Origin of the sequence: Aestuariivirga sp. (assembly GCF_047600585.1) — a bacterium.
Taxonomy (GTDB): domain Bacteria; phylum Pseudomonadota; class Alphaproteobacteria; order Rhizobiales; family Aestuariivirgaceae; genus Aestuariivirga.
Genome location: NZ_JASGKP010000001.1, coordinates 1,191,665 through 1,216,764, shown reverse-complemented (window position 1 = coordinate 1,216,764; position 25,100 = coordinate 1,191,665). Strand labels below are relative to the sequence as shown.

The 25,100-nt window shown below is 63.7% G+C and carries 24 protein-coding genes; 8 read left to right on the top strand and 16 right to left on the bottom strand.

What is annotated here, in order from left to right; genetic code table 11:
* Positions 1-11 precede the first annotated feature (11 nt).
* The 4 genes from alaS to QM801_RS05775 form a co-directional block, all read right to left on the bottom strand.
* Positions 12-2,660 carry an alanine--tRNA ligase gene (gene alaS, locus QM801_RS05790; RefSeq protein WP_415018263.1) on the bottom strand — a complete coding sequence of 883 codons (2,649 nt, stop codon included), beginning with the start codon at positions 2,658-2,660 and terminating at the stop codon, positions 12-14.
* A 485-nt stretch (positions 2,661-3,145) separates the two neighbouring features.
* Positions 3,146-4,213 (bottom strand): recombinase RecA, encoded by a 1,068-nt coding sequence (gene recA / locus QM801_RS05785; RefSeq protein ID WP_415018262.1) that lies wholly within the window; start codon positions 4,211-4,213, stop codon positions 3,146-3,148.
* Positions 4,214-4,440: 227 nt separating this feature from the next.
* Positions 4,441-5,790: an amidase gene (locus tag QM801_RS05780; RefSeq protein ID WP_415018261.1), complete on the bottom strand. Its 1,350-nt coding sequence runs from the start codon at positions 5,788-5,790 to the stop codon at positions 4,441-4,443.
* The gene (locus tag QM801_RS05775; RefSeq protein WP_415018260.1) at positions 5,787-8,264 is read right to left on the bottom strand and encodes an ATP-binding protein; all 2,478 of its coding nucleotides are present in this window, start codon (positions 8,262-8,264) and stop codon (positions 5,787-5,789) included. The genes QM801_RS05780 and QM801_RS05775 overlap by 4 nt, the downstream gene beginning before the upstream one ends.
* A gap of 149 nt (positions 8,265-8,413) precedes the next feature.
* Here QM801_RS05775 and QM801_RS05770 point away from each other — a divergent pair, with 149 nt between their 5' ends.
* Complete coding sequence (locus QM801_RS05770) at positions 8,414-8,806, top strand: hypothetical protein (protein WP_415018259.1); 393 nt, start codon at positions 8,414-8,416, stop codon at positions 8,804-8,806.
* Between the two features lie 2 nt (positions 8,807-8,808).
* Here the strand turns inward: QM801_RS05770 and QM801_RS05765 are convergent, their stop codons facing one another.
* Together QM801_RS05765 and ppa are read right to left on the bottom strand one after the other, a co-directional pair.
* The gene (locus tag QM801_RS05765; protein WP_415018258.1) at positions 8,809-9,432 is read right to left on the bottom strand and encodes a hypothetical protein; all 624 of its coding nucleotides are present in this window, start codon (positions 9,430-9,432) and stop codon (positions 8,809-8,811) included.
* Between the two features lie 83 nt (positions 9,433-9,515).
* A complete protein-coding gene (gene ppa / locus QM801_RS05760) occupies positions 9,516-10,043 on the bottom strand; it encodes an inorganic diphosphatase (RefSeq protein WP_415018257.1) in 528 nt (175 codons plus the stop codon).
* Between the two features lie 235 nt (positions 10,044-10,278).
* Between ppa and QM801_RS05755 the strand changes: the two genes are divergently transcribed.
* The gene (locus QM801_RS05755) at positions 10,279-10,938 is read left to right on the top strand and encodes a response regulator (RefSeq protein ID WP_415018256.1); all 660 of its coding nucleotides are present in this window, start codon (positions 10,279-10,281) and stop codon (positions 10,936-10,938) included.
* A gap of 92 nt (positions 10,939-11,030) precedes the next feature.
* Here QM801_RS05755 and QM801_RS05750 read toward each other — a convergent pair whose 3' ends face one another.
* From QM801_RS05750 to QM801_RS05705, 10 genes are all read right to left on the bottom strand, one after another.
* On the bottom strand, positions 11,031-11,444 hold the full coding sequence (locus tag QM801_RS05750; RefSeq protein WP_415018255.1) for a universal stress protein: 414 nt from the start codon (positions 11,442-11,444) through the stop codon (positions 11,031-11,033).
* Between the two features lie 102 nt (positions 11,445-11,546).
* Positions 11,547-12,125, bottom strand: a complete 579-nt coding sequence (locus QM801_RS05745; protein ID WP_415018254.1) for a sarcosine oxidase subunit gamma — start codon at positions 12,123-12,125, stop codon at positions 11,547-11,549.
* Positions 12,118-15,036, bottom strand: a complete 2,919-nt coding sequence (locus QM801_RS05740) for a sarcosine oxidase subunit alpha family protein (protein ID WP_415018253.1) — start codon at positions 15,034-15,036, stop codon at positions 12,118-12,120. The genes QM801_RS05745 and QM801_RS05740 overlap by 8 nt, the downstream gene beginning before the upstream one ends.
* A complete protein-coding gene (locus tag QM801_RS05735) occupies positions 15,033-15,320 on the bottom strand; it encodes a sarcosine oxidase subunit delta (RefSeq protein WP_415018252.1) in 288 nt (95 codons plus the stop codon). Before QM801_RS05735 ends, QM801_RS05740 begins: the two co-directional genes overlap by 4 nt.
* Positions 15,321-15,324: 4 nt before the next feature.
* Positions 15,325-16,575, bottom strand: coding sequence for a sarcosine oxidase subunit beta family protein (locus QM801_RS05730; RefSeq protein WP_415020897.1), 1,251 nt, complete (start codon positions 16,573-16,575; stop codon positions 15,325-15,327).
* 41 nt (positions 16,576-16,616) lie between these two features.
* Positions 16,617-17,924, bottom strand: coding sequence for a type III glutamate--ammonia ligase (glnT, locus tag QM801_RS05725; protein WP_415018251.1), 1,308 nt, complete (start codon positions 17,922-17,924; stop codon positions 16,617-16,619).
* Positions 17,925-17,980: 56 nt separating this feature from the next.
* Positions 17,981-19,309, bottom strand: a complete 1,329-nt coding sequence (locus tag QM801_RS05720) for an FMN-binding glutamate synthase family protein (protein ID WP_415018250.1) — start codon at positions 19,307-19,309, stop codon at positions 17,981-17,983.
* An 8-nt stretch (positions 19,310-19,317) separates the two neighbouring features.
* Positions 19,318-20,001, bottom strand: a complete 684-nt coding sequence (locus QM801_RS05715; protein ID WP_415018249.1) for a protein GlxC — start codon at positions 19,999-20,001, stop codon at positions 19,318-19,320.
* On the bottom strand, positions 19,998-20,900 hold the full coding sequence (locus QM801_RS05710) for a class II glutamine amidotransferase (protein WP_415018248.1): 903 nt from the start codon (positions 20,898-20,900) through the stop codon (positions 19,998-20,000). Before QM801_RS05710 ends, QM801_RS05715 begins: the two co-directional genes overlap by 4 nt.
* 98 nt (positions 20,901-20,998) lie before the next feature.
* Positions 20,999-21,688 (bottom strand): helix-turn-helix domain-containing protein, encoded by a 690-nt coding sequence (locus QM801_RS05705; protein ID WP_415018247.1) that lies wholly within the window; start codon positions 21,686-21,688, stop codon positions 20,999-21,001.
* Positions 21,689-21,786: 98 nt separating this feature from the next.
* On the opposite strand from QM801_RS05705, the gene QM801_RS05700 reads away from it, so the two are divergent.
* The 6 genes from QM801_RS05700 to QM801_RS05675 are packed head-to-tail and all read left to right on the top strand — an operon-like array spanning position 21,787 to position 25,068.
* Positions 21,787-22,071, top strand: coding sequence for a hypothetical protein (locus tag QM801_RS05700; protein WP_415018246.1), 285 nt, complete (start codon positions 21,787-21,789; stop codon positions 22,069-22,071).
* Positions 22,072-22,073: 2 nt separating this feature from the next.
* Positions 22,074-22,457, top strand: coding sequence for a hypothetical protein (locus QM801_RS05695; protein WP_415018245.1), 384 nt, complete (start codon positions 22,074-22,076; stop codon positions 22,455-22,457).
* A gap of 16 nt (positions 22,458-22,473) precedes the next feature.
* Entirely contained in the window at positions 22,474-22,629 is a 156-nt protein-coding gene (locus QM801_RS05690) for a hypothetical protein (RefSeq protein ID WP_415020955.1), read from the top strand.
* Between the two features lie 9 nt (positions 22,630-22,638).
* Complete coding sequence (locus tag QM801_RS05685) at positions 22,639-24,039, top strand: APC family permease (protein ID WP_415018244.1); 1,401 nt, start codon at positions 22,639-22,641, stop codon at positions 24,037-24,039.
* 52 nt (positions 24,040-24,091) lie between these two features.
* Entirely contained in the window at positions 24,092-24,766 is a 675-nt protein-coding gene (locus QM801_RS05680; RefSeq protein WP_415018243.1) for a hypothetical protein, read from the top strand.
* Positions 24,763-25,068, top strand: coding sequence for a hypothetical protein (locus QM801_RS05675; RefSeq protein ID WP_415018242.1), 306 nt, complete (start codon positions 24,763-24,765; stop codon positions 25,066-25,068). The genes QM801_RS05680 and QM801_RS05675 overlap by 4 nt, the downstream gene beginning before the upstream one ends.
* Positions 25,069-25,100 lie beyond the last annotated feature (32 nt).

The window sequence follows — 25,100 nt, the reverse complement described above, 5'->3', positions numbered from 1 at the left end:
AGCGATGTGAGTTAAAGCGCGGCCTTGATGGCGGCGAGCGCATCCGCCGCCTTGGCACCCTCGGGTCCACCCGCCTGGGCCATGTCGGGACGGCCACCGCCGCCCTTTCCGCCCATGGCCGCAGCACCCACCTTCACGAGGTCGATGGCGTTGATCTTGCCCGCGAGATCATTGGTGACGCCGACGACCACGGCACCCTTGCCATCTTCAGAAACGGCAACGAGCGCCACGACACCGGAGCCCACCGCCTTCTTGCCTTCATCGGCGAGCGGCTTCAGATCCTGCGGCGAGACGCCCTTGAGCAGGCGCGCCATCACCTTGATGCCCTTCACTTCGCTGATGTCGGAGGCGGCACCCGAAGTACCACCGCCCATAGCGAGCTGCTTCCTCGCCTCGGCCAGTTCACGCTCCAGCTTGCGGCGCTCTTCCACCAGCGCCTCGATGCGCGGCACCAGATCATTGGCCGAGACCTTGAGTGCGGCAGCCGCCGCACTCACGCGGCTGTCCTGCACGTTCAGGTATTCGCGCGCGGCTTCACCCGCGAGGGCTTCAAGACGGCGCACGCCTGCCGATGAGGCGCTGTCCGACAGCACCTTGATGAGGCCGATGTCACCGGTGCGGCCCACATGGGTGCCGCCGCAGAGTTCGAGCGAATAGATGGGGCGTTCGTTGCCGGAATTGCGGCCCATGGAAACAACGCGCACCTCTTCGCCATACTTCTCGCCGAAGAGCGCCATGGCGCCCTCGGCAATGGCAGCGTCAACGCTCATCAGGCGGGTGCTCACCGTGTCGTTCTGGGCGACGATCGAATTGGCCATGCGTTCCACCTCGGCGATGTCGTCGGCCGAGAGCGGCTTGGTGTGCGAGAAGTCGAAACGCAGGCGGTTCGGCTCCACCAGCGAGCCCTTCTGCGCCACGTGGCTGCCAAGCCGCTTGCGCAGCGCTTCATGCAGCAGGTGGGTGGCGGAGTGATGCTGGCGGTTGCCGGAACGGCGGCTGTGATCGACCACCAGCTGGGCCGGCGTCTTCACGTTGATCGTGCCCCGCGCAACCTTGCCGGCATGGACGAAGAAATCGCCCACGCGCTTCAGCGTGTCGGTGACGGCGAAGGTGCCGTCGGCGGTGATGATCTCGCCGTGGTCGCCGGTCTGGCCGCCCGAATCCGCATAGAACGGCGTCTGGTTGGTAATGATGGCGCCCGCTTCGCCGGTCTTGAGGCTTGCGACTTCCTTACCGTTGGCAACGAGTGCGGTGATCAGGCCCTCCGCCGTCTCGGTGTCGTAGCCGAGGAATTCGGTGGCGCCCAACTTCTCGCGGAGTTCGAACCAGATCGTCTCGGTTGCAGCTTCGCCCGTGCCCTTCCAGGCACGGCGGGCTTCCTCGCGCTGGGCTTCCATGGCGGTCTCGAAGGCGCCCGTGTCCACCGCGATGCCGCGCGGCTTGAGCGCGTCCTGCGTCAGGTCGAGGGGGAAGCCATAGGTGTCGTAGAGCTTGAAGGCGGTGGTGCCGGAGAAGGTGTCGCCCTTCTTCAGGCTCGACGATTCATCATCGAGCAGGCGGAGGCCGCGCTCCAGCGTCTTGCGGAAGCGGCCCTCCTCGAGGCGGAGCGTTTCGGTGATGAGGTCCTGCGCACGGACGAGTTCGGGATAGGCCGCACCCATCTCGCGCACCAGTGCCGGCACCAGCTTCCACATCAGCGGTTCCTTCACGCCCAGGAGTTCGGCGTGGCGCATGGCGCGGCGCATGATGCGGCGCAGCACGTAGCCGCGGCCCTCGTTCGAGGGCAGCACGCCATCGGCGATGAGGAAGGACGAGGCGCGCAGGTGATCGGCGATCACCCGGTTTGAGGCCTTGTGGGCCCCTTCCGCCGGGACATTGGTGATGTCGATGATGGCCGAGATGAGCGCACGGAACAGGTCCGTCTCGTAATTGTCGTGGGTGCCCTGCAGAACCGCCGAGATGCGCTCGAGACCCATGCCGGTGTCGATCGAGGGCTTGGGCAGGTTGACGCGCACACCGCCGGGCTGTTCCTCGTATTGCATGAACACGAGGTTCCAGATCTCGATGAATCGGTCGCCATCGGCGTCGGGGCTTCCGGGCGGGCCACCCGGAATCTTGTCGCCGTGGTCGAAGAAGATTTCCGAGCAAGGCCCGCAGGGACCCGTGTCACCCATGCGCCAGAAATTGTCCGAGGTGGGGATGCGGATGATGCGGCTGTCGGGCAGGCCTGCGATCTTCTTCCAGAGCTGGAAGGCCTCGTCGTCTTCCGAATAGACCGTGGCGGTGAGCTTGTCCTTGGGGAGGCCGTATTCCTTGGTGACCAGCGTCCAGGCCCACTCGATGGCATCCGGCTTGAAGTAATCGCCGAAGGAGAAGTTGCCCAGCATCTCGAAGAAGGTGTGGTGGCGGGCGGTGTAGCCCACGTTGTCGAGGTCGTTGTGCTTGCCGCCCGCTCGCACGCACTTCTGCGCCGTGGTGGCGCGGGTGTAGGGGCGCTTCTCGACGCCGGTGAAGACGTTCTTGAACTGCACCATGCCCGAGTTGGCGAACATCAGCGTGGGGTCGTTGCGCGGCACCAGCGGCGACGAGGCCACCACCTCGTGGCCCTGCTTCTTGAAGAAGTCGAGGAAGGTCGATCGGATCTGCGCAAGGCCGGTCATGGGCTCAGGGTCTCTTTCTAAATCATCGTGCAGGCAGGTGGACTCCACTTGCGGCGCGAAAGATGCGCCAGAAGGGAAATCGTGGGGGCGTCTATAATTGGAGAGGGCAAGCCCTGTCCACAATTGATGAGCGGAGCGGACCAGATGACGGCCCTGCCGGGGCAGGTTCGGGCGGGTGGCCTGACGGCCTGTGCCAAACGGAAACACCCCCGGCGGGGCCGCCGGGGGTGCCTTGGCTTGCGAGCGTGGGGCGGAAAACCGGGCGGGCTGCGAAACGCGACCGGCCTTCGTGAAAACGTCTCGCGGGATTTGGCTGCCTACGCTGGCCTCTCAGGAACCTGTGGAACGGGGGTCGGTTCCAGACGCAAAGGCCGGCAGCCAAAGCTCTTTACGGTGGGAGCACCGGATCGGAGCTGCAGGGGAGCGGGGACGGACAGGGAAAACGGGCGGCGGCAGAACCGCCACCCGGGATCTGTGGACCAGGATTATTCGTCGTCGCCCGATTCCGCCGCACCGTTGTCGGTGATCTTGGCGGCGATAAGCCCGGCATTGCCGCGGATGGCGGCTTCGATGGCGGCGGCCACGTCGGGGTTCTGGCGGAGGAAGGTCTTGGCGTTTTCACGCCCCTGCCCGATCCGTTCCCCGTTGTGGGAGAACCACGAGCCGGACTTTTCGACCACACCGGCGGTGACGCCGAGGTCAACGAGTTCGCCCACCTTGGAGATGCCTTCGCCATACATGATGTCGAACTCGACCATCTTGAAGGGCGGCGCCACCTTGTTCTTGACCACCTTGACGCGGGTCTGGTTGCCCACCACCTCGTCGCGCTCCTTGATGGCGCCGATGCGGCGGATGTCGAGGCGGACGGAGGCGTAGAACTTGAGGGCGTTGCCGCCCGTCGTCGTTTCGGGCGAGCCGAACATGACGCCGATCTTCATGCGGATCTGGTTGATGAAGATTACCATGCAGTTCGACTTGGAGATCGAGGCGGTGAGCTTGCGCATCGCCTGGCTCATCAGGCGGGCCTGCAGGCCCGGAAGCGCATCGCCCATTTCGCCTTCCAGTTCGGCCTTGGGCGTGAGGGCGGCAACCGAGTCGACCACCAGCACCTCGATGGCACCGGAGCGGACCAGCGTGTCGGCGATCTCGAGGGCCTGTTCGCCCGTGTCGGGCTGGGAGATCAGGAGGTCGTCGATGTTGACGCCGAGCTTCTTGGCATAGACGGGATCAAGGGCGTGCTCGGCGTCCACGAAGGCGCAGATGCCACCCTTCTTCTGGGCTTCCGCCAGCACGTGCAGGGCCAGCGTGGTCTTGCCCGAGGATTCCGGACCATAGATTTCGATGATGCGGCCCTTGGGCAGACCGCCGATGCCGAGCGCGATATCAAGCCCGAGGGAGCCCGTGGAGATGGCCTCCACTTCCATGGCCTGGTTGGCCCCCAGCTTCATGATCGAGCCCTTGCCGAACGCCCGTTCGATCTGGCTCAGCGCAGCATCCAGCGCTTTGTTCTTATCCATAGAATTCTCGACAACCCGGAGAGCAGCTTGACCCATCGTTCCCGTTCCTTATTTCACTGGCGTGGCGGTTAGGCAATTGGACTGACATTGGCGGGTGATAGTTCCGCCGATGTGCTGTATATGTTCTATTTTAGTTCCAAAAGCAAGCCCTGTTATGCACAGGCCGAAAACGATTGTTTCGCCAATGACTTGTGCCGGGCACGTTCCGGCTGCGGCAGGTGATTCCACGACCGGACCGGGAACATCGGCCCTACCGGCCCAAATCAGGCGAGGGCCTGCTCCACGGCCAAGGCCGCCGCGAACAGCGCCGCGTCACCGCCATTGGGCCTGGCCAGCATCAGGCCGGTGGGCGGCGCCCCCTCCCCGTGCATCGGCAGGCTGATGGCGCAGGCATCGAGGAAGTTGAAGACATAGGTGTTGCGGAGGCAGAGGCCGTTGATGCGCCGGTAGTCGGCCTCGGCGGCAAGCTCGTCGATCCTGGGCGGAATGACCGGCACCGCCGGGCAGGCAATGGCATCGAAGCCCCGGGCCACGGTGGCGAAGCGGCCAATGAGTTCGGCGCGGCGGTGGCGGAGAAGTGCCAGGTCGTCGTGGCTCACCTTCTCGCCGAAGCGGATACGGCTGACGACGCGGGGGTCATAGTCCCGCTCCCGCCGGGCCACGATGGGGGCATGGATGGTCCAGGCCTCAGCCGCCACGATGCCGCCGTTCACCAGCAGGGCCGGCATCTCGGTGATATCGGAGAACCAGACCTCCTCGACGCGGTGGCCCGCCTTGCGGAGGGCAGCAAGGGCTGCCTCGAAATCCCGGGCCACATGCTCGTCCAGTCCGTCCAGCACATAGTCGCGTAGCACGCCGATGGTGAGCGGGCCGGGCTTGGCGGTAATCTCGGGCCGCTGGTCGCCCGACAGCAGGCCATCGACGGCAGCGCAGCAGGCGACCGAATTGGCAAGGGGACCGATCGAATCGAAGCTGGGTGAGAGCGGAAAGACGCCGCGCTTGCTCACCCGCTGGGCAGAGGGCTTGTAGCCCACGATGCCGTTGAAGGCGGCGGGGATGCGGCACGAGCCGCCCGTATCGGTGCCGAGCGCCACCGGGCACATGGCGTCCGCCACGGCCACGGCGGAGCCAGAGGAAGAGCCGCCGGGAATGCGCCGCTCAGTTCGTCCGTACACGGACAAGGGCGTGCCGTGGTGCGGATTGAGGCCCACGCCGGAATAGGCGAACTCGGTCATGTTGGTGCGGCCGAGCCCAACGAAACCCGCCCGCTTCATGGCGGCCACCGCGTCACTATCCGTCTCCGCCGGTGCTTCGCCGGCAAGTAGCGCCGAGCCAGCGGCCGTCACTTCGCCCGCGACGTCGAACGAATCCTTGATGGCGAAGGGAATACCCGCGAAGGGAGATGGCGCCCGGCCCGCACGGCGGAGCGCATCCTGCGCATCGGCCTCGTGCATCACCTTGGAGGTGTCGACATGGATGAAGGCCCGGGCCCCCTCGCCTGCCGGATCGGCGATCCGGGCGAGCGATTCCTCGGCCAGTTGCCGCGCCGTGACCTTGCCCTGGGCCAGATCCTTTGCGATCTCGCCCAGTGTTGCGTGACGCCTGCGTTTCATCCCATGACCTCCTTCACCTTCTCCACCAGTTGCTTCAGGGTGAAGGGTTTCTGGATGAAAGCAAAATCATCGGGATTTTCAAGATTCCGTTCAAAGGCATCTTCTGCATAGCCGGACATGAAGATGAACTTGCTGGTGATGCCGCGCTTGCGGATTTCGGCCAGCATGGTGGGGCCGTCCATCTCGGGCATGACGACGTCGGAGAGGATCACTTCGAAGCCTTCCTTGTCCTCGTCGATCACCTCGAGGCCGCGCTCGCCGGAATCCGCCTCGACCACGGTATAGCCGCGGGAGGTGAGCGCCCGCACGGCAAAGGCGCGGACCGAGTCCTCGTCCTCGACAACGAGGATGCGGCCACGGCCGGTGAAGTCGGCACGCGGCGCCTCCACCTTTTCAGCGGCAGGCGGCGGCACGGCGGCCGGTTGCGGATAATGGCGCGGCAGGTAGATGGTGAAGGTGGTGCCCTTCCCCACTTCACTGTCACAATAGATGAAGCCGCCCGTCTGCTTGACGATGCCATAGACCATGGAGAGGCCGAGGCCCGTGCCCTTGCCGACTTCCTTGGTGGAGAAGAAGGGTTCCCAGATTTTCTCGAGGATCTCCTTCGGAATGCCGGTGCCGGTGTCGGCCACTTCGCAGACCACGTATTCCGCTTCCGGCAGCTTGTGCTTGCCGTTCTGCGATTGCGCCTTGGAGACGTTGTAGGTCTTGACAGAAAGCCTACCGCCATGGGGCATGGCATCGCGCGCGTTGACCGCGAGGTTGATGACCACCTGTTCGAACTGGTTGAAGTCCACAAGCACGTAGCCCAGGTCACGCTCGTGGTTGATGTCGAAGCCGATCTTTTCGCCCAGCACGCGGCCCAGCAGGTTGCCGAGGTCCGACATGGCCTCGCTCAGGAGCGTGACGCGCGGCTGCATGGTCTGCTTGCGCGAGAAGGCCAGAAGCTGGCGCACCAGGTTGGCGGCGCGGTTGGCATTCTGCTTGATGTTCATGATGTCGGCGAAGGCCGCATCGGTGGGCCGCATCTTGGTGAGCAGCAGATCGGCAAAGCCGATGATGGGCGTGAGAACGTTGTTGAAGTCGTGCGCGATGCCGGAAGCAAGTTGGCCCACCGCCTGCATCTTCTGGCTTTGGGCCAGCTGCACCTCGAGGGCGCGCGCCTCGGTCCGGTCGAGAGCGAACGCAGCGAGCGTATCTCCCACCTGGCAGAGAGACATCTGCACGGCACGCGGCGGCTGGTTGTCGAGCGTCACTTCGCAGGAGGCGGGTGTACCCGGACGAGCAAGGGCGGCCTCCAGGGCCGCGGAATAGGCGGGCCGGTCGGTTTCGCGCACTGCATTGAGAACGGCGCCGTGGAGCTTCAGTTCGGCGGAAAGACCGAGGAAGGTGGAATTGGCGCGGCGCAATTCACCCGTCTTGGTCAGCACGGCAACGCCGATGGGAGAGGCAACGGCGAGGAGATCGAACCAGTTGGCAGCGGCCGCCATCCGCTCCGGCTCCTGCTTCAGCATCACCATGGCGCGGGATGGAAGCGGCTTGCCGTCGCTGTCGAAGTCGCTGCGGAAGATGATATCGGCCGCAACCCGGCCACTGCCCTTCGGCAGTTGGGCGGTGAAGCGGTCGACGTGCGAGACATTGGCGCCCCCCTGCACTGACATCATGTGGCGCGCCGCTTCATCGCCCACGAGGCGGGCGAGCGGCATCTTGTCGGTCTGGGGCGCCGCAAGGTCGAGGCCCAGCCACTCCGCCAGCGTGGCGTTGATGTAGTCGACGCGGCCATCGGGCAGGATCGAGAAGAAGCCTGCCGGCGCATGGTCGAGGTAGGTGATGATGTATTGCAGGCGGGCGAAGGCGGTCTCCTGCCCCTGCCGGTCGGCGGTGATGTCGGAGAGGCGCCAGAGGCTGCGCCGGCCACTTGCCGCAGCCAAGGGCGAGACCGAGAGGCGAAGCCAGCGCGCGCCCTCTGCGGATGCACCGGGCACTGAGGAATTGGCGGGCACGCGCACGTCGCGCGACAGGCTGCGCCCTGCGGCGGAGGCCTGGGCCAACTGGTAGATCGGTTCGGCGAAGTCCGGATACCCGGCGTAGAGCACGTCCATGCCGGTGACGCGGGACTGGCCCGCCTTGGAGACGAGCTGCACGAAGGCGGTGTTGGCGTGGAGAACCCGGCCGCGGTCATCGGCCACCACCATGGCATCACCCGTACCATCCGCCATCTGCTGCGGCAGGAGGCCAGTGTCGCTCAGCCCCCCGAACTGCCGCCCGGCGAGTAGGCCGAGCAGAAACATGACGACGAGCACCGCCACACCCGGAAGGAGAAGGTCGGCGGCATCGCCACCCTTGCGCACGAGAAAGACAAACAGGCCTGCAACCGCAAGGGCAGCAACGGCCAAAAGAAGGGCCGCGATAAGCGGCCGCTTGCCGTTTGCGCCTGCGGGCCGCCCTGCCCGCGCGTTGTCCTTGTCAGTCATTCACCCCATCCCGAATCATGGGCAGTATAGGCTTTCGCTTCCGGCAGTTAACCGCGAAACGCCGGGACGGCGGAGCGGCCAACATGGTCAGTGATTCCTTAACCGGAATCCGTTATACTCTGTGACCCTGGGAGTATGAGGACCAAGTCATGGACTACCTGCAGCCGTACTACACCGTCATCGCCTTGATCCTGATCGCGCTTGTGGTGCTGGTCGGGGCTGCCATGATCCTCCGCTCCTTCAATGGCCGTGTGCGCGGCCGCCGCGGTTCACGGCTCGGAATCAGCGAATATTACGAGATGGATCAGACCCGCCGTCTGGTGCTGATCCGCCGCGACGACGTGGAACACCTGATGCTGGTGGGCGGCGCCCAGGACGTGGTGATCGAAAGCAACATCCGCGCCAGCGTCGGTGTCCAGCCGCAAATCCCGCCGCCACCGGAAGCCCCGCAACTGCGGACCGCGCCGCGTCCTGCCGTGTTCGGCACCACGCGTCCGCCGCTCCGCCCTGTTGCGCCGAACTTCCAGGATCCCAACAGCTAAGCCTACGGGCCGAAACGCATGCCCTCCGGCGCTGGAACCACGCTCCAGCCGGCACCCTGAAGCGCGCTCATGTGGGATTGCAGGAGTTGGTCGTAAGTCTTTGACGCAGCAGCAACTCGGTCAGTCCAGCCCGCCGCCAGCCCGAGCTGGGTGACGCCCTGCTCGGCAGCCTCGGGCGGAAGGCTCTTCGGGTCCTTCCGCAAGGCCTCCAGCAGCCAGCGCAGGGTCACGAACCAGGCATCGTCGCCCTGCCGCAGCATCGGGCCGAAGACCTTGCCATCGCTCTCTCGCTTCAACAGCGGCTCAAGCAGCAGCACGCCGTCATTGACCTCCTCCGCGAAGCTCCACTGTGCCGGCGCGAACAGAACATCCGCCTCGCCCGCCTGCAATGAGACGATGCCGTCGCTCTCCGTCACGTCGACGAAAGCAACGTTCGTGGCGTGCCCAGTCACCGCCGCGGCAAGCACGGCACAGAGATCGATGGCGAGGCCGCTGCGCTGGCCGTTCTTCTTTTCGGCAATGCCCGGTGCATCGGCAGCGACAGCACAGGTGACGACGCCGCGTCCGCGGATATCCTCCAGCGTTCCGGCCATCGCCTCAGCTGAGACCCCGACGGCCAAGGTCACGGCCCAACCCCACGCAAATGCAACGGCAAGCGAATGCTTCATGCCGCCATGGAAGCCAAGGCGGGAGGCCGCGTCAATGGGCGTCACTTCTTGGCGCGGGCAATGGCGTCGAGGATCATCTGCTCGGATTCAGCAGCGTCACCCCAGCCCACCACCTTCACCCACTTGGTCGTTTCAAGATCCTTGTAGTGGGCGAAGAAGTGCTCGATCTGCTGCAGGGTGATCTCGGGCAGGTCCTTGTAGTTGTGAATGTTCTCGTAGCGCCGGGTGAGCCGGGGCACGGGCACGGCCACGACCTTCTCGTCATGGCCCGCTTCATCCTGCATCTTCAACACGCCGACAGGCCGCACCGCCACGATGGCGCCGGGAATGATGCCGCGCTGGTTTGCAATCAACACGTCGATGGGGTCACCGTCATCGGACAGCGTATGCGGAATGAAGCCGTAGTTCCCGGGATAGCGCATGGACGTGTAGAGGAAGCGGTCGAGCACGAGAGCGCCCGCTTTCTTGTCCATCTCGTACTTGATGGGCTCCCCGCCCACCGGCACTTCGACGATGACGTTGACCTCCTTCGGTGGATTGCGTCCGATGGAAATGGCGTCGAGGTTCATGATGGGCAGTCTCCGGGTGAGAATGTGAATCACTGCACACTAGTGCGTGCAGAGCGGCTTTGCCAACGCTGCCAAAGGTGAAGGTGAAGAGGCCGGCTGAAGGTGCGGCAAAACTTTCTCAGCGCCTATTTTCACTGGTGCTTCAATGCGTTCAAGACGGGTTGACACCAATCAAAGACAAAATGGCCGGCCGGGAGCAGCGTGACCATAACGCCAACCGGACCTGCCCTATCCCGTGAAAGACACCCGGCACCATACAATCCTGCTGCTTGCGGATGATCCGCAGGTGCGGCGGTTGCTGACCGTGCAATTGCAGCTACTTCACTATGTGGTCGGCCATCTGGCCTCCCTTGAGGATGCAGCACGGGTGCGGGTGAGCAGCCGGACCGTTCTCGCCCTCATCGACCTCGACAGTTTCACGCCCCAGGCCATCGCCGCCATTCGCCGTCTCGACGAATTCTGCCCGGTGATTGTGCTCACGGCGGCAGATGCCATCGAGCAGGCGCTGCGGGCCGGAGCGGCCGACAATCTGGTGAAACCTGTGCCGCCTGCCCGGCTTTCGGCCGCCATCGAGCGCGCCATCGAAACCCGGGCGCTGCGGCGTACCCTTGGAACTTCGGAGAACCACCCCATGCATGACAGCAGAACAATCGCCGCCCCCGCGAACGGACAGGAGCACAAGAGCTTCACCATCAGCTTCGACTACGTGCCGACAATGGAGCAACTGAAGTCGAGCTACATCGACCGGATGCTGGCAGCCCACGGCGGCAACCGCGAAGCGGCGGCCCGCGCCATGGGGATCAGCGCCCGCAACCTCTACCGCCACATCGCGGACAAAAGAGCCCGCCGTGCCGCAGCAGAGCAGGCCCAGAACGGCAAGCAGGAACTGGTATAGCGCAGCCGATGAATCAAACGGAGAGCTGCGCCCGATCTTCGTCCAGGCGCAGCTTTCGTTTTACAAGTGGAGTAAACTGCCCGAAGGTTACGTTATCGCGCCACAGTCACGGTGCAGTGGGCGCGGCTTGCAACGTCAGCCGCCACCGAGCCCAGCACCAGGCGCGACACGCCGTGCTTGTCACCCGTTCCGGTGATGATGTGGTCGCAGCCGTTTTCTTCCGCATAATGAACAATGGCCGACGCGGCTTCACGGGCCTTGAGGGAGACTTCCTCTACCGTTTTCACGTTCGCAGCCTTCGCGACCGCAGCAGCGGAATCGAGGATCCGCTTCACCTCGGATTCTTCCAGTGAGAAGATGAGGGGCCCGCGGGCGCCGCCACGGCCGACGTTGACCGTGCAGATCACGAGCGGCACTGCCAGCGTGCTGGCGAGCGTAGCGGCAAGTTCAACGGCATGCTGGGAATGGGAGGTACCGTCCGTTGCGCAAAGGATTTTCTTGGTCATTGCCTTCTCTCCTTGGTTGAAAGTCAGAGGTCGATTACCTGCAAGAACTTTCGATCACCGGGAGTGAACACGCATTGACTCGTGTCAACGCTGCCCGATTTTTCAGCGGACGAGGTAGCCGAATTCCTCTGACTGTTCGCACAGCCACTCCCAGAAGCTTTCCGAGAAACCGCGGAAAACCAAGAGGTCGAACCCATCTTCGCTGACGCGGGTGATGTGAACGCCGACATGGGCCATCTGCGTGAGCGCCGACTTGCCCAGCGGGAATTCGGACGCGTGAAGATCAACCGGTGTGCCCTTGGCAAGAACGGCGCGGGACCTTGGCCCCTCCACGCGGATGACCACGCGGCCATGGCTCTGCTCGGAGACCGAGGCGACGCCCTGCAAGGTTGCCGTCAACTCGGCAGCGAGAGCGCCCTCGCCCCGGCCCTCGGCCTGGACGAAATACTGGTCCGGCCCGGCCCACAGCACCGTGGCACCCTTCAGGGCAGCAAGCGCATCCGCCAATGTCTTTCCCTTGCCCTTGCGGGCGATCACCGTTGCAATCGAGAGCGGATGGCGGACCGAAAGCGTGACGCCGGCTGTACCCTTGTCAGCACCGAAGCGGCCCTGCACGGCCACATCGGCCAGGGGCGAAAGACGCGGGAAGCTCCGTTCGATTTGACGCGCCTGCCTAGCCATGGAGCCTCGCATTGTCCTTGTCGAAGTGCATGGGTTCGCAGATCTCGCCCAGCATGTGGATGTTGCGGAGGCCATCGAAGACCTGCACCACCTCGCCGATGCGGTTGCGGCCATTAGTGAGAAGTGCAAGGCCGAGCCACATGTTCAGCATGGGTGACCACGCGACGGAAGTGATGTAGCCCTGATCGGCGGCCATGGAGGGTCGTGTGCCGCGGGTGAGCAGATGCGAGCCCGAGCGCAGCTTGTCGCGCGTGTCCACCGGACGGATACCGACAACACAGGCGCGGGCCGGATCGGTGAGGCCTTCGCGCTGCGCCATCATGCGGCCGATGTAATCCTTCTTGGTGGACATCATCTTGCCGAGGCCGAGGTCGGCTGCCGTGGTCGTGCCGTTCAGTTCACCGCCCGCCACATGGCCCTTCTCGATCCGCATGATCGAGAGTGCCTCTACGCCATAGGGCGTGATGCCGAATTCCTCGCCCGCCTGCACGAGCGAACGGGCCACCATGTTTCCGTAATCGGCCGGAACAGCAAGCTCGTAGGCGTGTTCGCCCGAGAAGGAGATGCGGAAAAGCCGCGCCGGAATGCCGCCCAGCACCGTGACCGGGAGAGCTGCGAGATAGGGCACGGTCTCATCCGAGAGAATGAGACCGTCGATGATCTTATGTAATGTGGCGCGGGACTTCGGTCCCGCCACCGCCATCTGGGCCCACTGTTCGGTGACCGAGACATATTGCACGTCGAGATCGGGCCACAGCGCCTGATGGCAGAATTCCATATGGCTCATCACCTTGGCGGCGTTGGCCGTGGTGGTGGTCATCACGTAGTGGTCTTCGGCGAGGCGCGACGTCGTACCGTCGTCCATGACGATGCCATCCTCGCGCAGCATCAGACCATAGCGTGCCTTGCCGACAGCAAGCGTGGAGAAGGTATTGCAATAGAGCTTGTCGAGGAAGGCGCCCGCATCCCTGCCCTGCACATCGATCTTGCCGAGGGTAGAGACATCGCAGATGCCGACTCCGTTGCGTGTGGACAGCACTTCGCGCGAGGCGGCAGCGAGCCAGTCCTCGCCTTCGCGCGGGAACCAGGATGAGCGCATCCACAGCCCGGTTTCCACAAAGACGGCGCCCAGTTCATCGGCCCAGTCGTGCAGCGGTGTCTTGCGCACCGGCTGGAAGTGATGGCCGATGAAGGGCCCTGCAAAGGCACCAAACGAGACAGGCGTATAGAAGGGCCGGAACGTGGTGGTGCCGACTTCGGCGATGGACTTGCCCGTGGCCTCGGCGAGAATGGCGATGGCATTCACGTTGCCGAGTTTGCCCTGGTCGGTGGCCATGCCGGTGGTGGTGTAGCGCTTGGCGAGTTCGATATCGGTGTAGCCTTCGCGCGCGGCGAGCGGCAGGTCCTTCGCGGTGGCGTCGTTCTGGTAATCGATGAAGGCCTTGCCGTGGGCTTCCTTCATCCACCAGAGCGGCGAAATGGCATAGGCCTCGTCACGGCACTTCGGCACGGCGGGCGTCTTGCCCTTCAACGTTCCGGCGCGCGCACCATCCGCAAGGCATTCCGAGAGCAGCATGCGGCCCGCTGCGGAACCCACGGCGACAAACTGCGGACCCACATCCGGCGGGACAAAGGCAGCGATGCTTTCATTCCAGACGGGCTTTGCACCGCGATGGCACATGAGGTTCACGACCGGCGACCAGCCGCCCGACATGGCAATCGCATCACCGGAGACGGGTGAGCCGTCGCTGAGCTCGCCGCCCTTGACGAACTTGCGTCCCGCAACATCGGCAAGCCTCTTGCCGCGCAGCACGGGAACGCCGCCGCTGTCGGCCTTGGCGCCGTCGCGGCTGTCGACGATGACGCCCACATGCACGCCCGCAGCCTTCAGGTCACGCGCCGTGCGGTAGCCGGAGTCATTGTTGGTGAAAACCACGATGCTGTTGCCCGCCGCGACAGCGTAACGGTTGGCATAGTGGCGCATGGCGGAGGCGGTCATCACGCCCGGCACATCGTTGCCGCCAAAGGCGATGGGACGTTCCTCGGCGCCTGCCGCCAGAATGGCCTTCTTGGCAAAAATGCGCCAGTAGCGCTGGCGCGGCTCGTAAGGCGATGGTTCGGCCACGTGGTCGTTGACGCGCTCGACGGCGCCGAAGATGTTGCCGTCGAACCAGCCAAAGATAGTGGTGCGCGGCATCAGCGACACGTTCGGCATGGCGGAGAGTTCGGCAATCACGGCGAGCGCCCAATCGAGCCCCGAAGTGCCGCCGATCTCCTCGCGCTCGAAGAGCAGCGAGCCGCCAACGCGAGCGCCTTCATCGGCCAGAATGACACGTGCCCCACCGCGTGCCGCCGTGAGTGCGGCCATGAGACCCGCAGGACCTGAGCCGATCACCAGCAGGTCGGCGTGGGCATAGGCCTTTTCGTACTTGTCCGGATCCGGTTCCTTCGAGGCCGCACCCAACCCCGCCGCACGGCGGATGATGGGCTCGTAGATCTTTTCCCAGAACGCGGCAGGCCACATGAAGGTCTTGTAGTAGAAACCCGCCACGAACATCTTCGAAGCAAGTCCATTGATCGCGCCCACATCGAAGTTGAGCGACGGCCAGCGGTTCTGGCTTTTGGCCACAAGGCCATCGTAGAGCTCGATCATGGTGGCGCGGGTGTTGGCCTCCTTGCGGCCCCCTTCGCGCAGCTCCACCAGCGCATTGGGCTCCGCCGCGCCCGCCGTGATGACGCCGCGCGGACGGTGATACTTGAAGGAGCGGCCCATCAGCGAGACGCCATTCGCCAGGAGTGCCGAGGCGAGGGTATCGCCCTCAAGCCCCGTATAGGACTTGCCGTCGAAGCTGAAGGTCAGCTCCGAACCCCGGTCAACGAGGCCGCCGGACGAGAGACGGAAGGACGTCATGCGCCGCTCCTCCCGCGCTTCTTCGCGTAGTCGCGCGCCGTGACGGTACCGAAGACCTCATGGGTCTGGGTATCACGGGTGATGACGAACCAGGCTCGGCAACCGCCGGAATGATGCACGAACTCGTCGAAGCGGCCGCGCGGATTGTCGCGCAGGTACACATAATCGAACCACTGCTCCATGCTGGCGGGATCGTTGGTGGCGGGGCGCTGCGGCTTCGCATCACCGAGGAAGGTGAACTCCTCGACAGGGCGGGTTCCGCAATGTGGACAGGTGATCAGCATGGCATCAGTGCAGGTTGGGCGTGGCGCCCTGCCCCTTCTCGTCGATCATGTAGCCGCGGCGGAACCGGTCCAGCCTGTAGGCCGCATTGAGTTGGTGGAGTTCGTTCTTGGCGATGGTGTAGGCAAAGCACCAGCCGGAGGCGGGCGTCGCCTTGAAGCCGCCGTAGCACCAGCCGGTATTGAGATAGAGGCCGTCGATATGCGTCTTGTCGATGATGGGCGAGCCATCCATCGACATGTCCATGATGCCGCCCCAGGAGCGCAACACGCGCACCCGCGCCAGCGCCGGGATCATCGCGACACCCGCCTCGATTACATGCTCCACCATCGGCAGGTTGCCGCGGCGGGCATAGGAATTGTAGCCGTCGATGTCGCCGCCGAAGACGAGGCCGCCCTTGTCGGATTGCGACACATAGAAATGCCCAGCCCCGAAGGTGACGACGCCATCGATGAAGGGCTTCAACCCTTCCGATACGAAGGCCTGCAGCACATGGCTTTCGATCGGCAGCTTGAGGCCGGCCATGGCCGCGGTCTCGGAGGAATTGCCGGCGGTGGCAAGGCCGAGCTTGCGGCAGCCGATGAAACCCCTGTTGGTATCGACGCCTAGAACCTTGCCGTTCTCGATGCGGATCCCCTTCACTTCGCAATTCTGGATGATGTCGACGCCGCGCATGTCGGCACCGCGGGCATAACCCCAGGCGACGGCATCGTGGCGGACGGTACCACCACGCCGCTGCAGGAGCCCGCCCTTGATGGGGAAGCGCGCGTTATTGAAGTCGAGGAAGGGGTACATCGCCTTCACGTCATGGGCATCGAGCAATTCTGCATCGACGCCGTCGATCCGCATGGCATTGCCGCGCCGCGCAAACGCATCTCGCTGGGCATCGGTGTGGCAGAGGTTGAGGACGCCGCGCTGCGAGACCATGGCATTGAAGTTGAAGTCCTGCTCAAGGCCTTCCCACAGCTTCATCGACCATTCGTAGAACGGGTTGTTGCCGGGAAGCATGTAGTTCGAGCGGATGATGGTGGTGTTGCGGCCGATGTTGCCGGAGCCCAGCCAGGACTTCTCAAGCACCGCGACATTGGTGATGCCGTGTTCCTTGGCGAGATAGTAGGCAGTGGCGAGGCCGTGGCCGCCGCCGCCCACGATCACCACGTCATACTCCTTCCTCGGCTCAGGCTCGCGCCAGGCCGGTTGCCACTTCGTGTGGCCGGAGAGCGTGTTCTTCAGAAGCGAGAAGACCGAATACTTCATCATCGTCCCTGGGCCAGGCGGAGGACCGCCGGACCGTTGCGCTAGCAATCCAGCGTCGTCTCGCGCTCCCACTGGGTGAGATGGCGGCAATACTGGTTCCATTCATTGTGCTTGAGCTTGAGGTAACCCGCCGACACTTCCTTGCCAAGTGCCTCGCGGAGATAGCTGTCATTCTCGAAGGAACGCAACGCATCAAGCAGATTGAGCGGCAGCTTCTTGGCGTCCTTGACGGTGTGGCCCTCGGCATACATGTCGATGTCGAGGCGCTTGCCCGGGTCCATCTTCTCTTCGATACCGTGCATGCCCGAGACGAGGATCGAGGCGAGCAGCAGATAGGGGTTCGCCGCCCCGTCGGGCAGGCGGTATTCGGCACGGCCCGCATCGGGAATTCGGACCATGTGCGTGCGGTTGTTGCCGCCATAGGTGACGGAAGAAGGCGACCACGTGGCGCCCGAAATGGTGCGGGGCGCGTTGATGCGCTTGTAGCTGTTCACCGTCGGGTTGGTGATCGCGGCCATGGCAGCGGCGTGATGCATCAGGCCGCCGAGGAAGTGATAGCCAAGCTTGGAGACGCCAAGCTCGCCCTTCTCGTCCTCGAACAGGTTGTTCTTGCGCGCCTTGTCCCACACCGAGAGGTGAACGTGGCAACCGTTACCGGTGAGATTGATGAAGGGCTTCGGCATGAAGGTGGCGCGGAAGCCGTGCTTCTCGGCAATCGCCTTCACCATGAACTTGAAGAAGGCAAGCTGGTCAGCAGTGGTGAGTGCGTCGTTGAAGTTCCAGTTGATCTCGAACTGGCCGTTCGCGTCCTCGTGATCGTTCTGGTACGGACCCCAGCCCAGCTTCACCATGGTGGAACAGATCTCGCCGATGACATCGAGGCGGCGCATGATGGCGGACTGGTCGTAACAGGGCTTGTCCTGCGTATCCTTCGGGTCTGAGACAGCGCTGCCATCGGAATTGATGAGGTGGAATTCGGGCTCGACGCCCGCCATCAGGGTGAAGTTCTTGGCGGCGTACTTCTCGGTGAGGCGGCGGAGCACCACGCGGGGCGCCTGCGCCAGCGGCTCACCGTTCATCCACGGATCACCGGCGACCCAGGCCACATCCGGACGCCAGGGCAACTGGATCGCGGTGGCCGCATCCGGCATGACGAGAATATCGGGATGGGCGGGCGTCTGGTCGAGCCAGGTGGCGAAGCCCGCAAAGCCCGCGCCTGCCTTCTGCATCTTCGCCGCCGCTTCCACGGGCACCAGCTTCGCCCGCTGCGTGCCGAAAAGGTCAGTGAAGTTGAAGAGGAAGAACCTGACCTCTTTGTGGTCTTTGGCAAAACTGGCGAGATCGCCCATGATACGTCTCCATTCCCTGTTTATGTTCTTATCGTTGTCGAAGCGGAACGCGGCGGTCAATAACCGCCGCGGCCCGGTATCCAGTCAGTTCCGGCGAGCGGAACGCCCGCCATGGCGGCGGCTTCCACCGTGAGCGCACAGAGGTCTTCCGGTTCCAGATTGTGCAGGTGGCTCTTGCCGCAGGCGCGTGCCACGGTCTGGGCCTCGAGCGTCATCACCTTGAGGTAGTTGGAGAGGCGGCGGCCCGCCTTCACCGGGTCAAGGCGCTTGGCGAGGTCCGGGTCCTGCGTCGTGATGCCGGCGGGGTCGCGGCCTTCGTGCCAATCGTCATAGGCACCGGCGGTGGTGCCGAGTGCGCGATATTCCTCTTCGAGGTGCGGATCGTTGTCGCCCAGCGCCACGAGGGCCGCCGTGCCGATGGCCACCGCATCGGCACCGAGTGCCAGCGCCTTCGCTACATCGGCCCCGTTGCGGATGCCGCCCGAGATGATCAACTGCACCTTGCGGTGCATGCCGAGGTCCTGCAGCGCCTTCACGGCCGGCCGGATGCAGGCGAGCGTGGGCAGGCCCACGTGTTCGATGAACACTTCCTGCGTTGCGGCGGTGCCGCCCTGCATGCCGTCGAGCACAACCACGTCGGCACCCGACTTCACGGCGAGCGCCACGTCGTAGTAGGGACGCGTGCCACCCACCTTCACGTAGATCGGCTTTTCCCACGAGGTGATTTCGCGGAGCTCGTGGATCTTGATTTCGAGATCGTCCGGCCCGGTCCAGTCGGGATGGCGGCAGGCGGAACGCTGGTCGATGCCCTTGGGCAGGCAGCGCATCTGCGCCACGCGGTCGGAAATCTTCTGGCCGAGCAGCATGCCGCCGCCCCCCGGCTTGGCACCCTGCCCCACCACCACTTCGATGGCGTCGGCCTTGCGCAGGTCATCGGGGTTCATGCCGTAGCGCGACGGCAGATACTGGTAGACGAGGTGCTTGGACTGGCCGCGCTCTTCCGGGGTCATGCCGCCGTCGCCGGTCGTGGTCGAGGTGCCGGCCATGGATGCGCCGCGGCCCAGCGCTTCCTTCGCTTGCGCCGACAGCGAGCCGAAGCTCATGCCGGCGATGGTGATCGGAATCTTGAGTTCGATCGGCTTCTTGGCGAAGCGCGTGCCGAGGATGACATCGGTGCCGCATTTCTCGCGATAGCCTTCCAGCGGATAGCGCGAGATGGAGGCGCCAAGGAACAGCAAGTCATCGAAGTGCGGAAGCTTGCGCTTCGCGCCGGCGCCGCGGATGTCGTAGATGCCGGTCGTTGCGGCGCGGCGGATTTCAGAGAGCGTGTAATCATCGAACGTCGCGGATTTGCGCGGCACGGTGCGTGGAATGTTGGTATCCATGAGATGCCTCAGTAAGCGTCGGCGTGATCGACGTTGAAGTTGTAGAGCTTGCGGGCCGAACCGTAGCGGCGGAAATCCTGCGGCCGGTCCTTGCGCTTGGCAAGGTCGAGCAGCCGGGCGAGGTCCTCGAGATGTTCGGCGCGCATCTCCTTCTCGATGCAGTCGGAGCCGAGGCTTGCGACCTTGCCCTTCACATAGAGACGCGCTTCGTAAATGGAATCGCCGAGTGCATCTCCGGCATCACCGCAGACCACGAGGTTGCCGCGCTGGGCCATGAAGGCCGACATGTGGCCGATGGAGCCGCCCACAACGATGTCGACGCCCTTCATGGAAATGCCGCATCGGGAAGAGGCATCGCCGTCAATGACGAGAAGGCCGCCGTTTGCCGTGGCGCCAGCAGACTCCGAAGCATTGCCCTTCACCCAGACTGTGCCCGACATCATGTTTTCGGCCACGCCGACGCCGGCATGGCCGTGGATGACGATATCGGCATGCTTGTTCATGCCGCCGCAGTAGAAGCCGACATGACCCTGGATTTCCACCGTGAGCGGTGCATCAAGGCCGCAGGCGATGGCGTGCTGGCCCATGGGATTGCGAATGATCCAGTGGCGCTCGTTGCTGTCCTTCGGGAGCTTGTAAAGGCGCTGGTTGACGCCCGTCACTCCTTCTTTCTTGAGATCGATTTCGCTCATGCGTGGCCACCCCATGTGTAGACTTTTTCAGGTTCGGGTTCCCAGGTCTTCGCCGTTTCGGCGCCGGGAAGATGCGCAATGGCGCGCCATTCCGTCGCCATGGCCACCCAGTCGTCGGTCTCGGCCATCACTGCGTGCTTGCAGGCGATGGGATCGCGCACCACGGCAAAGCCATCCGCCGTGCCCACGAGGAAGGTGAAGAAGCCGTCGAGATCATGCAGGCCGTCTTCCAGCGCTTCCTTCAGCGTGGCGCCATTGCGCAGCTTCCAGGTCATGTAGGCGGCGGCCACTTCGGTATCGTTCTCGGTCTGGAATTCCATGCCCTCGCGGCGCAGGTTTTCGCGCAGGCGATTGTGGTTGGACAGCGAACCGTTGTGCACGAGGCAGAGGTCGGCACCCGTGGCGAACGGATGCGAGCCCGCCGTCGTGACGGCGCTCTCCGTCGCCATGCGGGTGTGGCCGATGATGTGCGTGCCCTTGGCCGAGGTGAGATCGAATTTCTCGTAGACGTTCTCGGGCAGACCTGTTTCCTTGAATATCTCGATCGTGTGCCCCGAACCCACCACGCGCACGGCGGGATGGTTGTGCTTCAGCCAGTTCAGAACGGCATCCTCTTTCGCGTTGGTGACGAGGATGCAGTGGTTGCCGATCTTCTTGATCGTCGCTTCGCAGCGGAGCGAGCGCTCCAGGCCGGTGTCAACCTTCTTCCAGTCGTAGCCCGCATCGTCATGGGCGAGCGAGAACTTGATCTGGTTCTTCTTCACGGGGTTGCGGTAGATGGCGACGCCTGCGGAATCAGGACCGCGGTTGGTCATCTCGATGATCATCGGCTTGAACATCGCGCCAAGCTTCGGCTGAAGCTTTGAATTCTTGAGATAAAGTCCGACAATTCCACACATGGGCCTTGCTCCCTTCCGTTGTGGCGATTGGGATCAGCCTAACAGGGCAAAAGGCCCTGTCAACTAGCAGGAATTATTTATTCACCAGAGGAATGACATCATTCGTCCCGTCGATAGCTGATGATCGACAGGTAGCGCGCCGGCAACTTGCGCAGCTCATCTGGCCCATGGGGCGCCTCGGCATCGAAGAACAGCGCATCGCCCGGATGCATGTCGTAGGTCTTGTCGCCATGGCGGTAGACCACATTGCCCTCGAGCATGAACAGGAATTCGAGGCCGGCATGCTGGAAGGTGGGGAACACATCCGTCTCGTGGGTGAGGGTGATGAGATAGGGTTCGACCATTACCGGCCCATGGGGGCTGTGGCCCAGAAGCTGATACTGGTGGCCTGCACGGGTGCCGCGCCGCTCGATGGTCAGACCCTGCCCCGCCTTCACGAAGGTCGCATCGCGGATCTCCTCGAACGAGCGGAACAGAGCCGTGAAAGGAATCTGCAAGGCGCGACTCAGGGCCTGCAACGAGGCGAGCGAAGGCGAGGTTGCGCCGTTCTCGATCTTCGATAGCATGCCTGCGGAGAGTCCCGACTGCTTCGCGAGATCAGAAATCGTCAGCCCGAGCTTTTCCCGGTAGCGCCTGACCTCGCGGCCGATCGCTTCTTCCAAGTAGCGGTTATCGTTCGGATTGACAGCGTGCGGGTTCTGAAAGTCGTCCATCTTCTGCTCAACAGTTTTGCGGTGCAGCACTTTTTGTTCACCGCCGCCCGCTTGACAAGACGCGGGTTCAGGCATTTCCTGACAGAAAATAAAGTTGCCCCGTAGCAAACAAAAACACAAGGGGCAGCCGAGCACGCGCGGGGAACAACGCTCGGTCTGCGGGAGGAAACGAGATGTCTGACCTCAATCAGCGTATTGAGGCCATGTACCGCGGCGACGTGCGCGGTGCGTGGACCTTCGTGGCGGTCCTCTGGATCGTCGTCCTGTTCGTGCTCTTCATGTCATGGCCGCATATTCCCGACAGCGGGGTCAGGATCGTCTGCCTCATCGCGGCAGCCGCCGTGCTGATCTTCAACACGGCCTCGGTCGGCGCCATGGTCCGCAACTACGCGGCGGACAAGGACTTCATCTACGGCCTCGACATCAAGCACCTCGACCAGATGCACGGGGACAAATGATCATGGCCAAGTATATCCCTCCGAACCAGTCCAAGGCCCTTCAGTGGCTAGACATCATCTTCGTCGTCGTCGCCATTTTCGCCGCGCTGTGGCTGCCGCTGCAGGCAGGCTGGGCCGGTGTTTCCCGCGCCATCGATAAGATCGACAACCCGACCTGGGAAGCCCTCGGCCAGACCCCTGCTCAGGTCGAGCAGTGGGTGAAGCTCGGTTTTGCCGACGCCGCATCGGCCCACGACATCATCCAGAACAAGTTCGATTACTCGATCGACTGGGTGCAGCTCATCATCATGACCATCGTCATCGTCGGTTATTTCGTCTTCCTCTTCCGCGCTTCGGACAAGGAATACCGCGAAGTGATCGAAGAACGCTTCAACGGCAAGAAATAGGAGAGCCCGGATGTTCATGACGCTTGCAAACGTCGGCTGGGGCTTATCGGCGCTCCTCGCCGCCTGGATGCTCTACGACTGGCTCAAGACCGACACGAAGTATTCCGAGGAGATGCTGACCTCCTCCCGTGAAGGCGAAATCGAAGCCGTCTCCGAACGGCACCAGATCTAGGAGCACCAGATGACCAACACTCTCACTGACAAATCCGCGGTGCAGAAGGTCTCGCTCCTTCGCATCCTCGGCCCCGCCCACGTCTGGGCGCTCGGCGTCGGCATCGTTCTCGTCGGCGAATACACCGGCTGGAACTTCGCCGCTGACAAGGGCGGCACGCTTGCCGCACTGATCATCTGCTGGGTGATCGGGCTTCTCTACACCTCGGTCGCCATGATCGACTCGGAAGTGACCTCGACGGTCGCCGCCGCCGGCGGTCAATACGCCCAGGCCAAGCACATCGTCGGGCCGCTCATGGCCTTCAACGTGGCGCTCTATCTGGTCTTTGCCTACACCATGCTGGAGGTCTCGAACGCCATCCTGATTGCCGACACGGTCAAGTCCTACGCCGGCGACGGCTTCAGCGACTGGCACTACCGCGGCATCATCGCGGGCGTGATCGTCATCCTCGCCGCGCTCAACTACCGCGGCGTGCTGATGTCCCTCAACGTCAACTTCGTGATCACGGCCATCGCCTTCATTGCCATCATCGTTCTCTTCTTCTCGGTGCAGCCGTGGAGCCAGGGAACCGTGCTGCGCCTTGGCGACATGGTGACGCCGGACAATGCCCTGCCCTATGGCTGGATCGGCGTCATCGCCGGCTTCCACTGGGGCATCTGGTATTACCTCGGCATCGAAGGCACGACGCAGGCGGCCGAAGAAGTGCGCTCGCCGGCGCGCTCGCTGCCCTACGGCACCATGGCCGGCATGATCACGCTCCTCATCGGTGCGTCCATCACCTGGTATGTCTGCGCCTCGCTGATGCCCTGGCAGTATCTCGGCTACACCTACTATCCGCTGCTGGATGCAGGCAAGCTCACGGGCAGCAAGACGCTCGAGTACATGATGTTTATCGCCACCATCCTGGCGGCGCTGGCCTCGGCGAACGGCTGCATCAACGATGCGGCGCGCGCCTGGTTCTCGCTCGGCCGTGACCGGTATCTTCCGACCTGGTTCTCGGCGGTGCATCCGAAGTACCGCACGCCGTATCGTTCGATCGTCTTCCTGGTGCCGATTGCGCTGGCCTTCGCGTTCATCGCCAACCTCGGCCAGGCGATCACCTTCTCGATCCTCTCGGGCGTGCTGCACTACACCTTCATGAGCATCAACATCATGATGTTCCGGAGGAAGTGGCCGCTGGGTACGATCCGCCGCGGCTACACGCATCCGTTCCACCCGCTGCCCGCGATCGTGCTGTTCGTGCTCTGCGTGGTGACGTTCTTCGCGATCTTCCTCGGCTACGGTGCGCAGCTCACCGCCATGGTGGTGTTCTACATCATCATGTCGCTGTGGTTCCACTTCTACCGCTACCGCTACGTGAAGCGCGGCGACCAGTTCACCATGCCGTGGCCGAAGCCGGCCGGTTACTGAGACAACACGAATGGCCCGCTCCGGCGGGCCATTTGCTCTTTGGGTGCCCGTGATGACATTTGTTGCAACTGCCGTTGCAGTGCTTCTGCTCTACCTGCTCTACCGCGACTTCCAGCGCAGGCGGGCAGCGGTGCGCGATGAACCTGCGCGCCTCTTCTCCGCTGTCATGCCGCTTCTCGCGGACGCGAAGCTGCACCCCAGCGAGGCAGCGGGCATGCACAGGCTGGAGGGCACCTATCGCGGCCATACGGTGTCCATCCGCACGGTGGCGGACACGCTCGCCCTCCGCAAGCTGCCGAGCCTCTGGCTGATGGTGACGCTGGTGCGGCCGCAGCCCTTCACCGCCAACTTCGACCTGATGATGCGGCCCGCAGGTCCCACGACCTTTTCCAACTTCGATTTCCTGCCGCACAGCATCGCCACGCCAGCAGGCTTTCCGGAGGACGCGGTGCTGCGCAGCGACGACCCCGCCGCCATGCTGCCGCTCGACATCGCGGCGGCGCATGTGCCCGCGATGTTTGCCGACCTCCGCATGAAAGAGCTGCTGGTGGCGCCCAACGGCCTGCGCCTCGTGCGGCTTCTGGCCGAGGGAGACCGCGCCCGCTACGGCGTCTTCCGCCAGGCGGATTTCGGCGGCACGACAATCGAGCCGCAGCTGCTGCGCGGAATGCTGGACAAGCTTATCGCGCTCCAGGAGGATATCGACCGCACAGGAAAGGCCACATGAGCACGACGCCCGTACATCCCCTCAAGGTCCTCGCCGCGGCACTCATTCCGGGTGCAGGCCATGTGCTGCTCGGACAGGCGCAGCGCGGGCTCACCTTCCTGTTCTTCATGGTGGTACTCGGTTGGGTGAGCTTCCGGCTGATGCCCGAAACAGCGACCTTCATCGGCCGGCACATCGGCGGCGTCTTCATCTATGGCATCTCGATCCTCGATGCCTACCGCACGGCCCGCCTGCGCTGGGCGATGGCGCAACGAGACAATTCAAATTCGGGAGCGGAGACGGGAAAGGATGGGGGGCGATGAAGATTTGTCACTATCACAGCAAGTCAATTGCT

Excerpts from the sequence above, each read along its gene's own strand:
- QM801_RS05685 (WP_415018244.1), top strand. The coding sequence starts at position 22,639 with ATGACCAACACTCTCACTGACAAATCCGCGGTGCAGAAGGTCTCGCTC.
- ppa (WP_415018257.1), bottom strand. The coding sequence starts at position 10,043 with ATGAACCTCGACGCCATTTCCATCGGACGCAATCCACCGAAGGAGGTC.
- QM801_RS05695 (WP_415018245.1), top strand. The coding sequence starts at position 22,074 with ATGGCCAAGTATATCCCTCCGAACCAGTCCAAGGCCCTTCAGTGGCTA.
- QM801_RS05700 (WP_415018246.1), top strand. The coding sequence starts at position 21,787 with ATGTCTGACCTCAATCAGCGTATTGAGGCCATGTACCGCGGCGACGTG.
- QM801_RS05680 (WP_415018243.1), top strand. The coding sequence starts at position 24,092 with ATGACATTTGTTGCAACTGCCGTTGCAGTGCTTCTGCTCTACCTGCTC.
- QM801_RS05720 (WP_415018250.1), bottom strand. The coding sequence starts at position 19,309 with ATGGATACCAACATTCCACGCACCGTGCCGCGCAAATCCGCGACGTTC.
- QM801_RS05735 (WP_415018252.1), bottom strand. The coding sequence starts at position 15,320 with ATGCTGATCACCTGTCCACATTGCGGAACCCGCCCTGTCGAGGAGTTC.
- alaS (WP_415018263.1), bottom strand. The coding sequence starts at position 2,660 with ATGACCGGCCTTGCGCAGATCCGATCGACCTTCCTCGACTTCTTCAAG.
- glnT (WP_415018251.1), bottom strand. The coding sequence starts at position 17,924 with ATGGGCGATCTCGCCAGTTTTGCCAAAGACCACAAAGAGGTCAGGTTC.
- QM801_RS05750 (WP_415018255.1), bottom strand. The coding sequence starts at position 11,444 with ATGACCAAGAAAATCCTTTGCGCAACGGACGGTACCTCCCATTCCCAG.
- QM801_RS05745 (WP_415018254.1), bottom strand. The coding sequence starts at position 12,125 with ATGGCTAGGCAGGCGCGTCAAATCGAACGGAGCTTCCCGCGTCTTTCG.
- QM801_RS05780 (WP_415018261.1), bottom strand. The coding sequence starts at position 5,790 with ATGAAACGCAGGCGTCACGCAACACTGGGCGAGATCGCAAAGGATCTG.
- QM801_RS05675 (WP_415018242.1), top strand. The coding sequence starts at position 24,763 with ATGAGCACGACGCCCGTACATCCCCTCAAGGTCCTCGCCGCGGCACTC.
- QM801_RS05705 (WP_415018247.1), bottom strand. The coding sequence starts at position 21,688 with ATGCCTGAACCCGCGTCTTGTCAAGCGGGCGGCGGTGAACAAAAAGTG.
- QM801_RS05715 (WP_415018249.1), bottom strand. The coding sequence starts at position 20,001 with ATGAGCGAAATCGATCTCAAGAAAGAAGGAGTGACGGGCGTCAACCAG.
- QM801_RS05775 (WP_415018260.1), bottom strand. The coding sequence starts at position 8,264 with ATGACTGACAAGGACAACGCGCGGGCAGGGCGGCCCGCAGGCGCAAAC.
- QM801_RS05690 (WP_415020955.1), top strand. The coding sequence starts at position 22,474 with ATGACGCTTGCAAACGTCGGCTGGGGCTTATCGGCGCTCCTCGCCGCC.
- QM801_RS05770 (WP_415018259.1), top strand. The coding sequence starts at position 8,414 with ATGGACTACCTGCAGCCGTACTACACCGTCATCGCCTTGATCCTGATC.
- QM801_RS05710 (WP_415018248.1), bottom strand. The coding sequence starts at position 20,900 with ATGTGTGGAATTGTCGGACTTTATCTCAAGAATTCAAAGCTTCAGCCG.
- QM801_RS05730 (WP_415020897.1), bottom strand. The coding sequence starts at position 16,575 with ATGAAGTATTCGGTCTTCTCGCTTCTGAAGAACACGCTCTCCGGCCAC.
- QM801_RS05740 (WP_415018253.1), bottom strand. The coding sequence starts at position 15,036 with ATGACGTCCTTCCGTCTCTCGTCCGGCGGCCTCGTTGACCGGGGTTCG.
- recA (WP_415018262.1), bottom strand. The coding sequence starts at position 4,213 with ATGGGTCAAGCTGCTCTCCGGGTTGTCGAGAATTCTATGGATAAGAAC.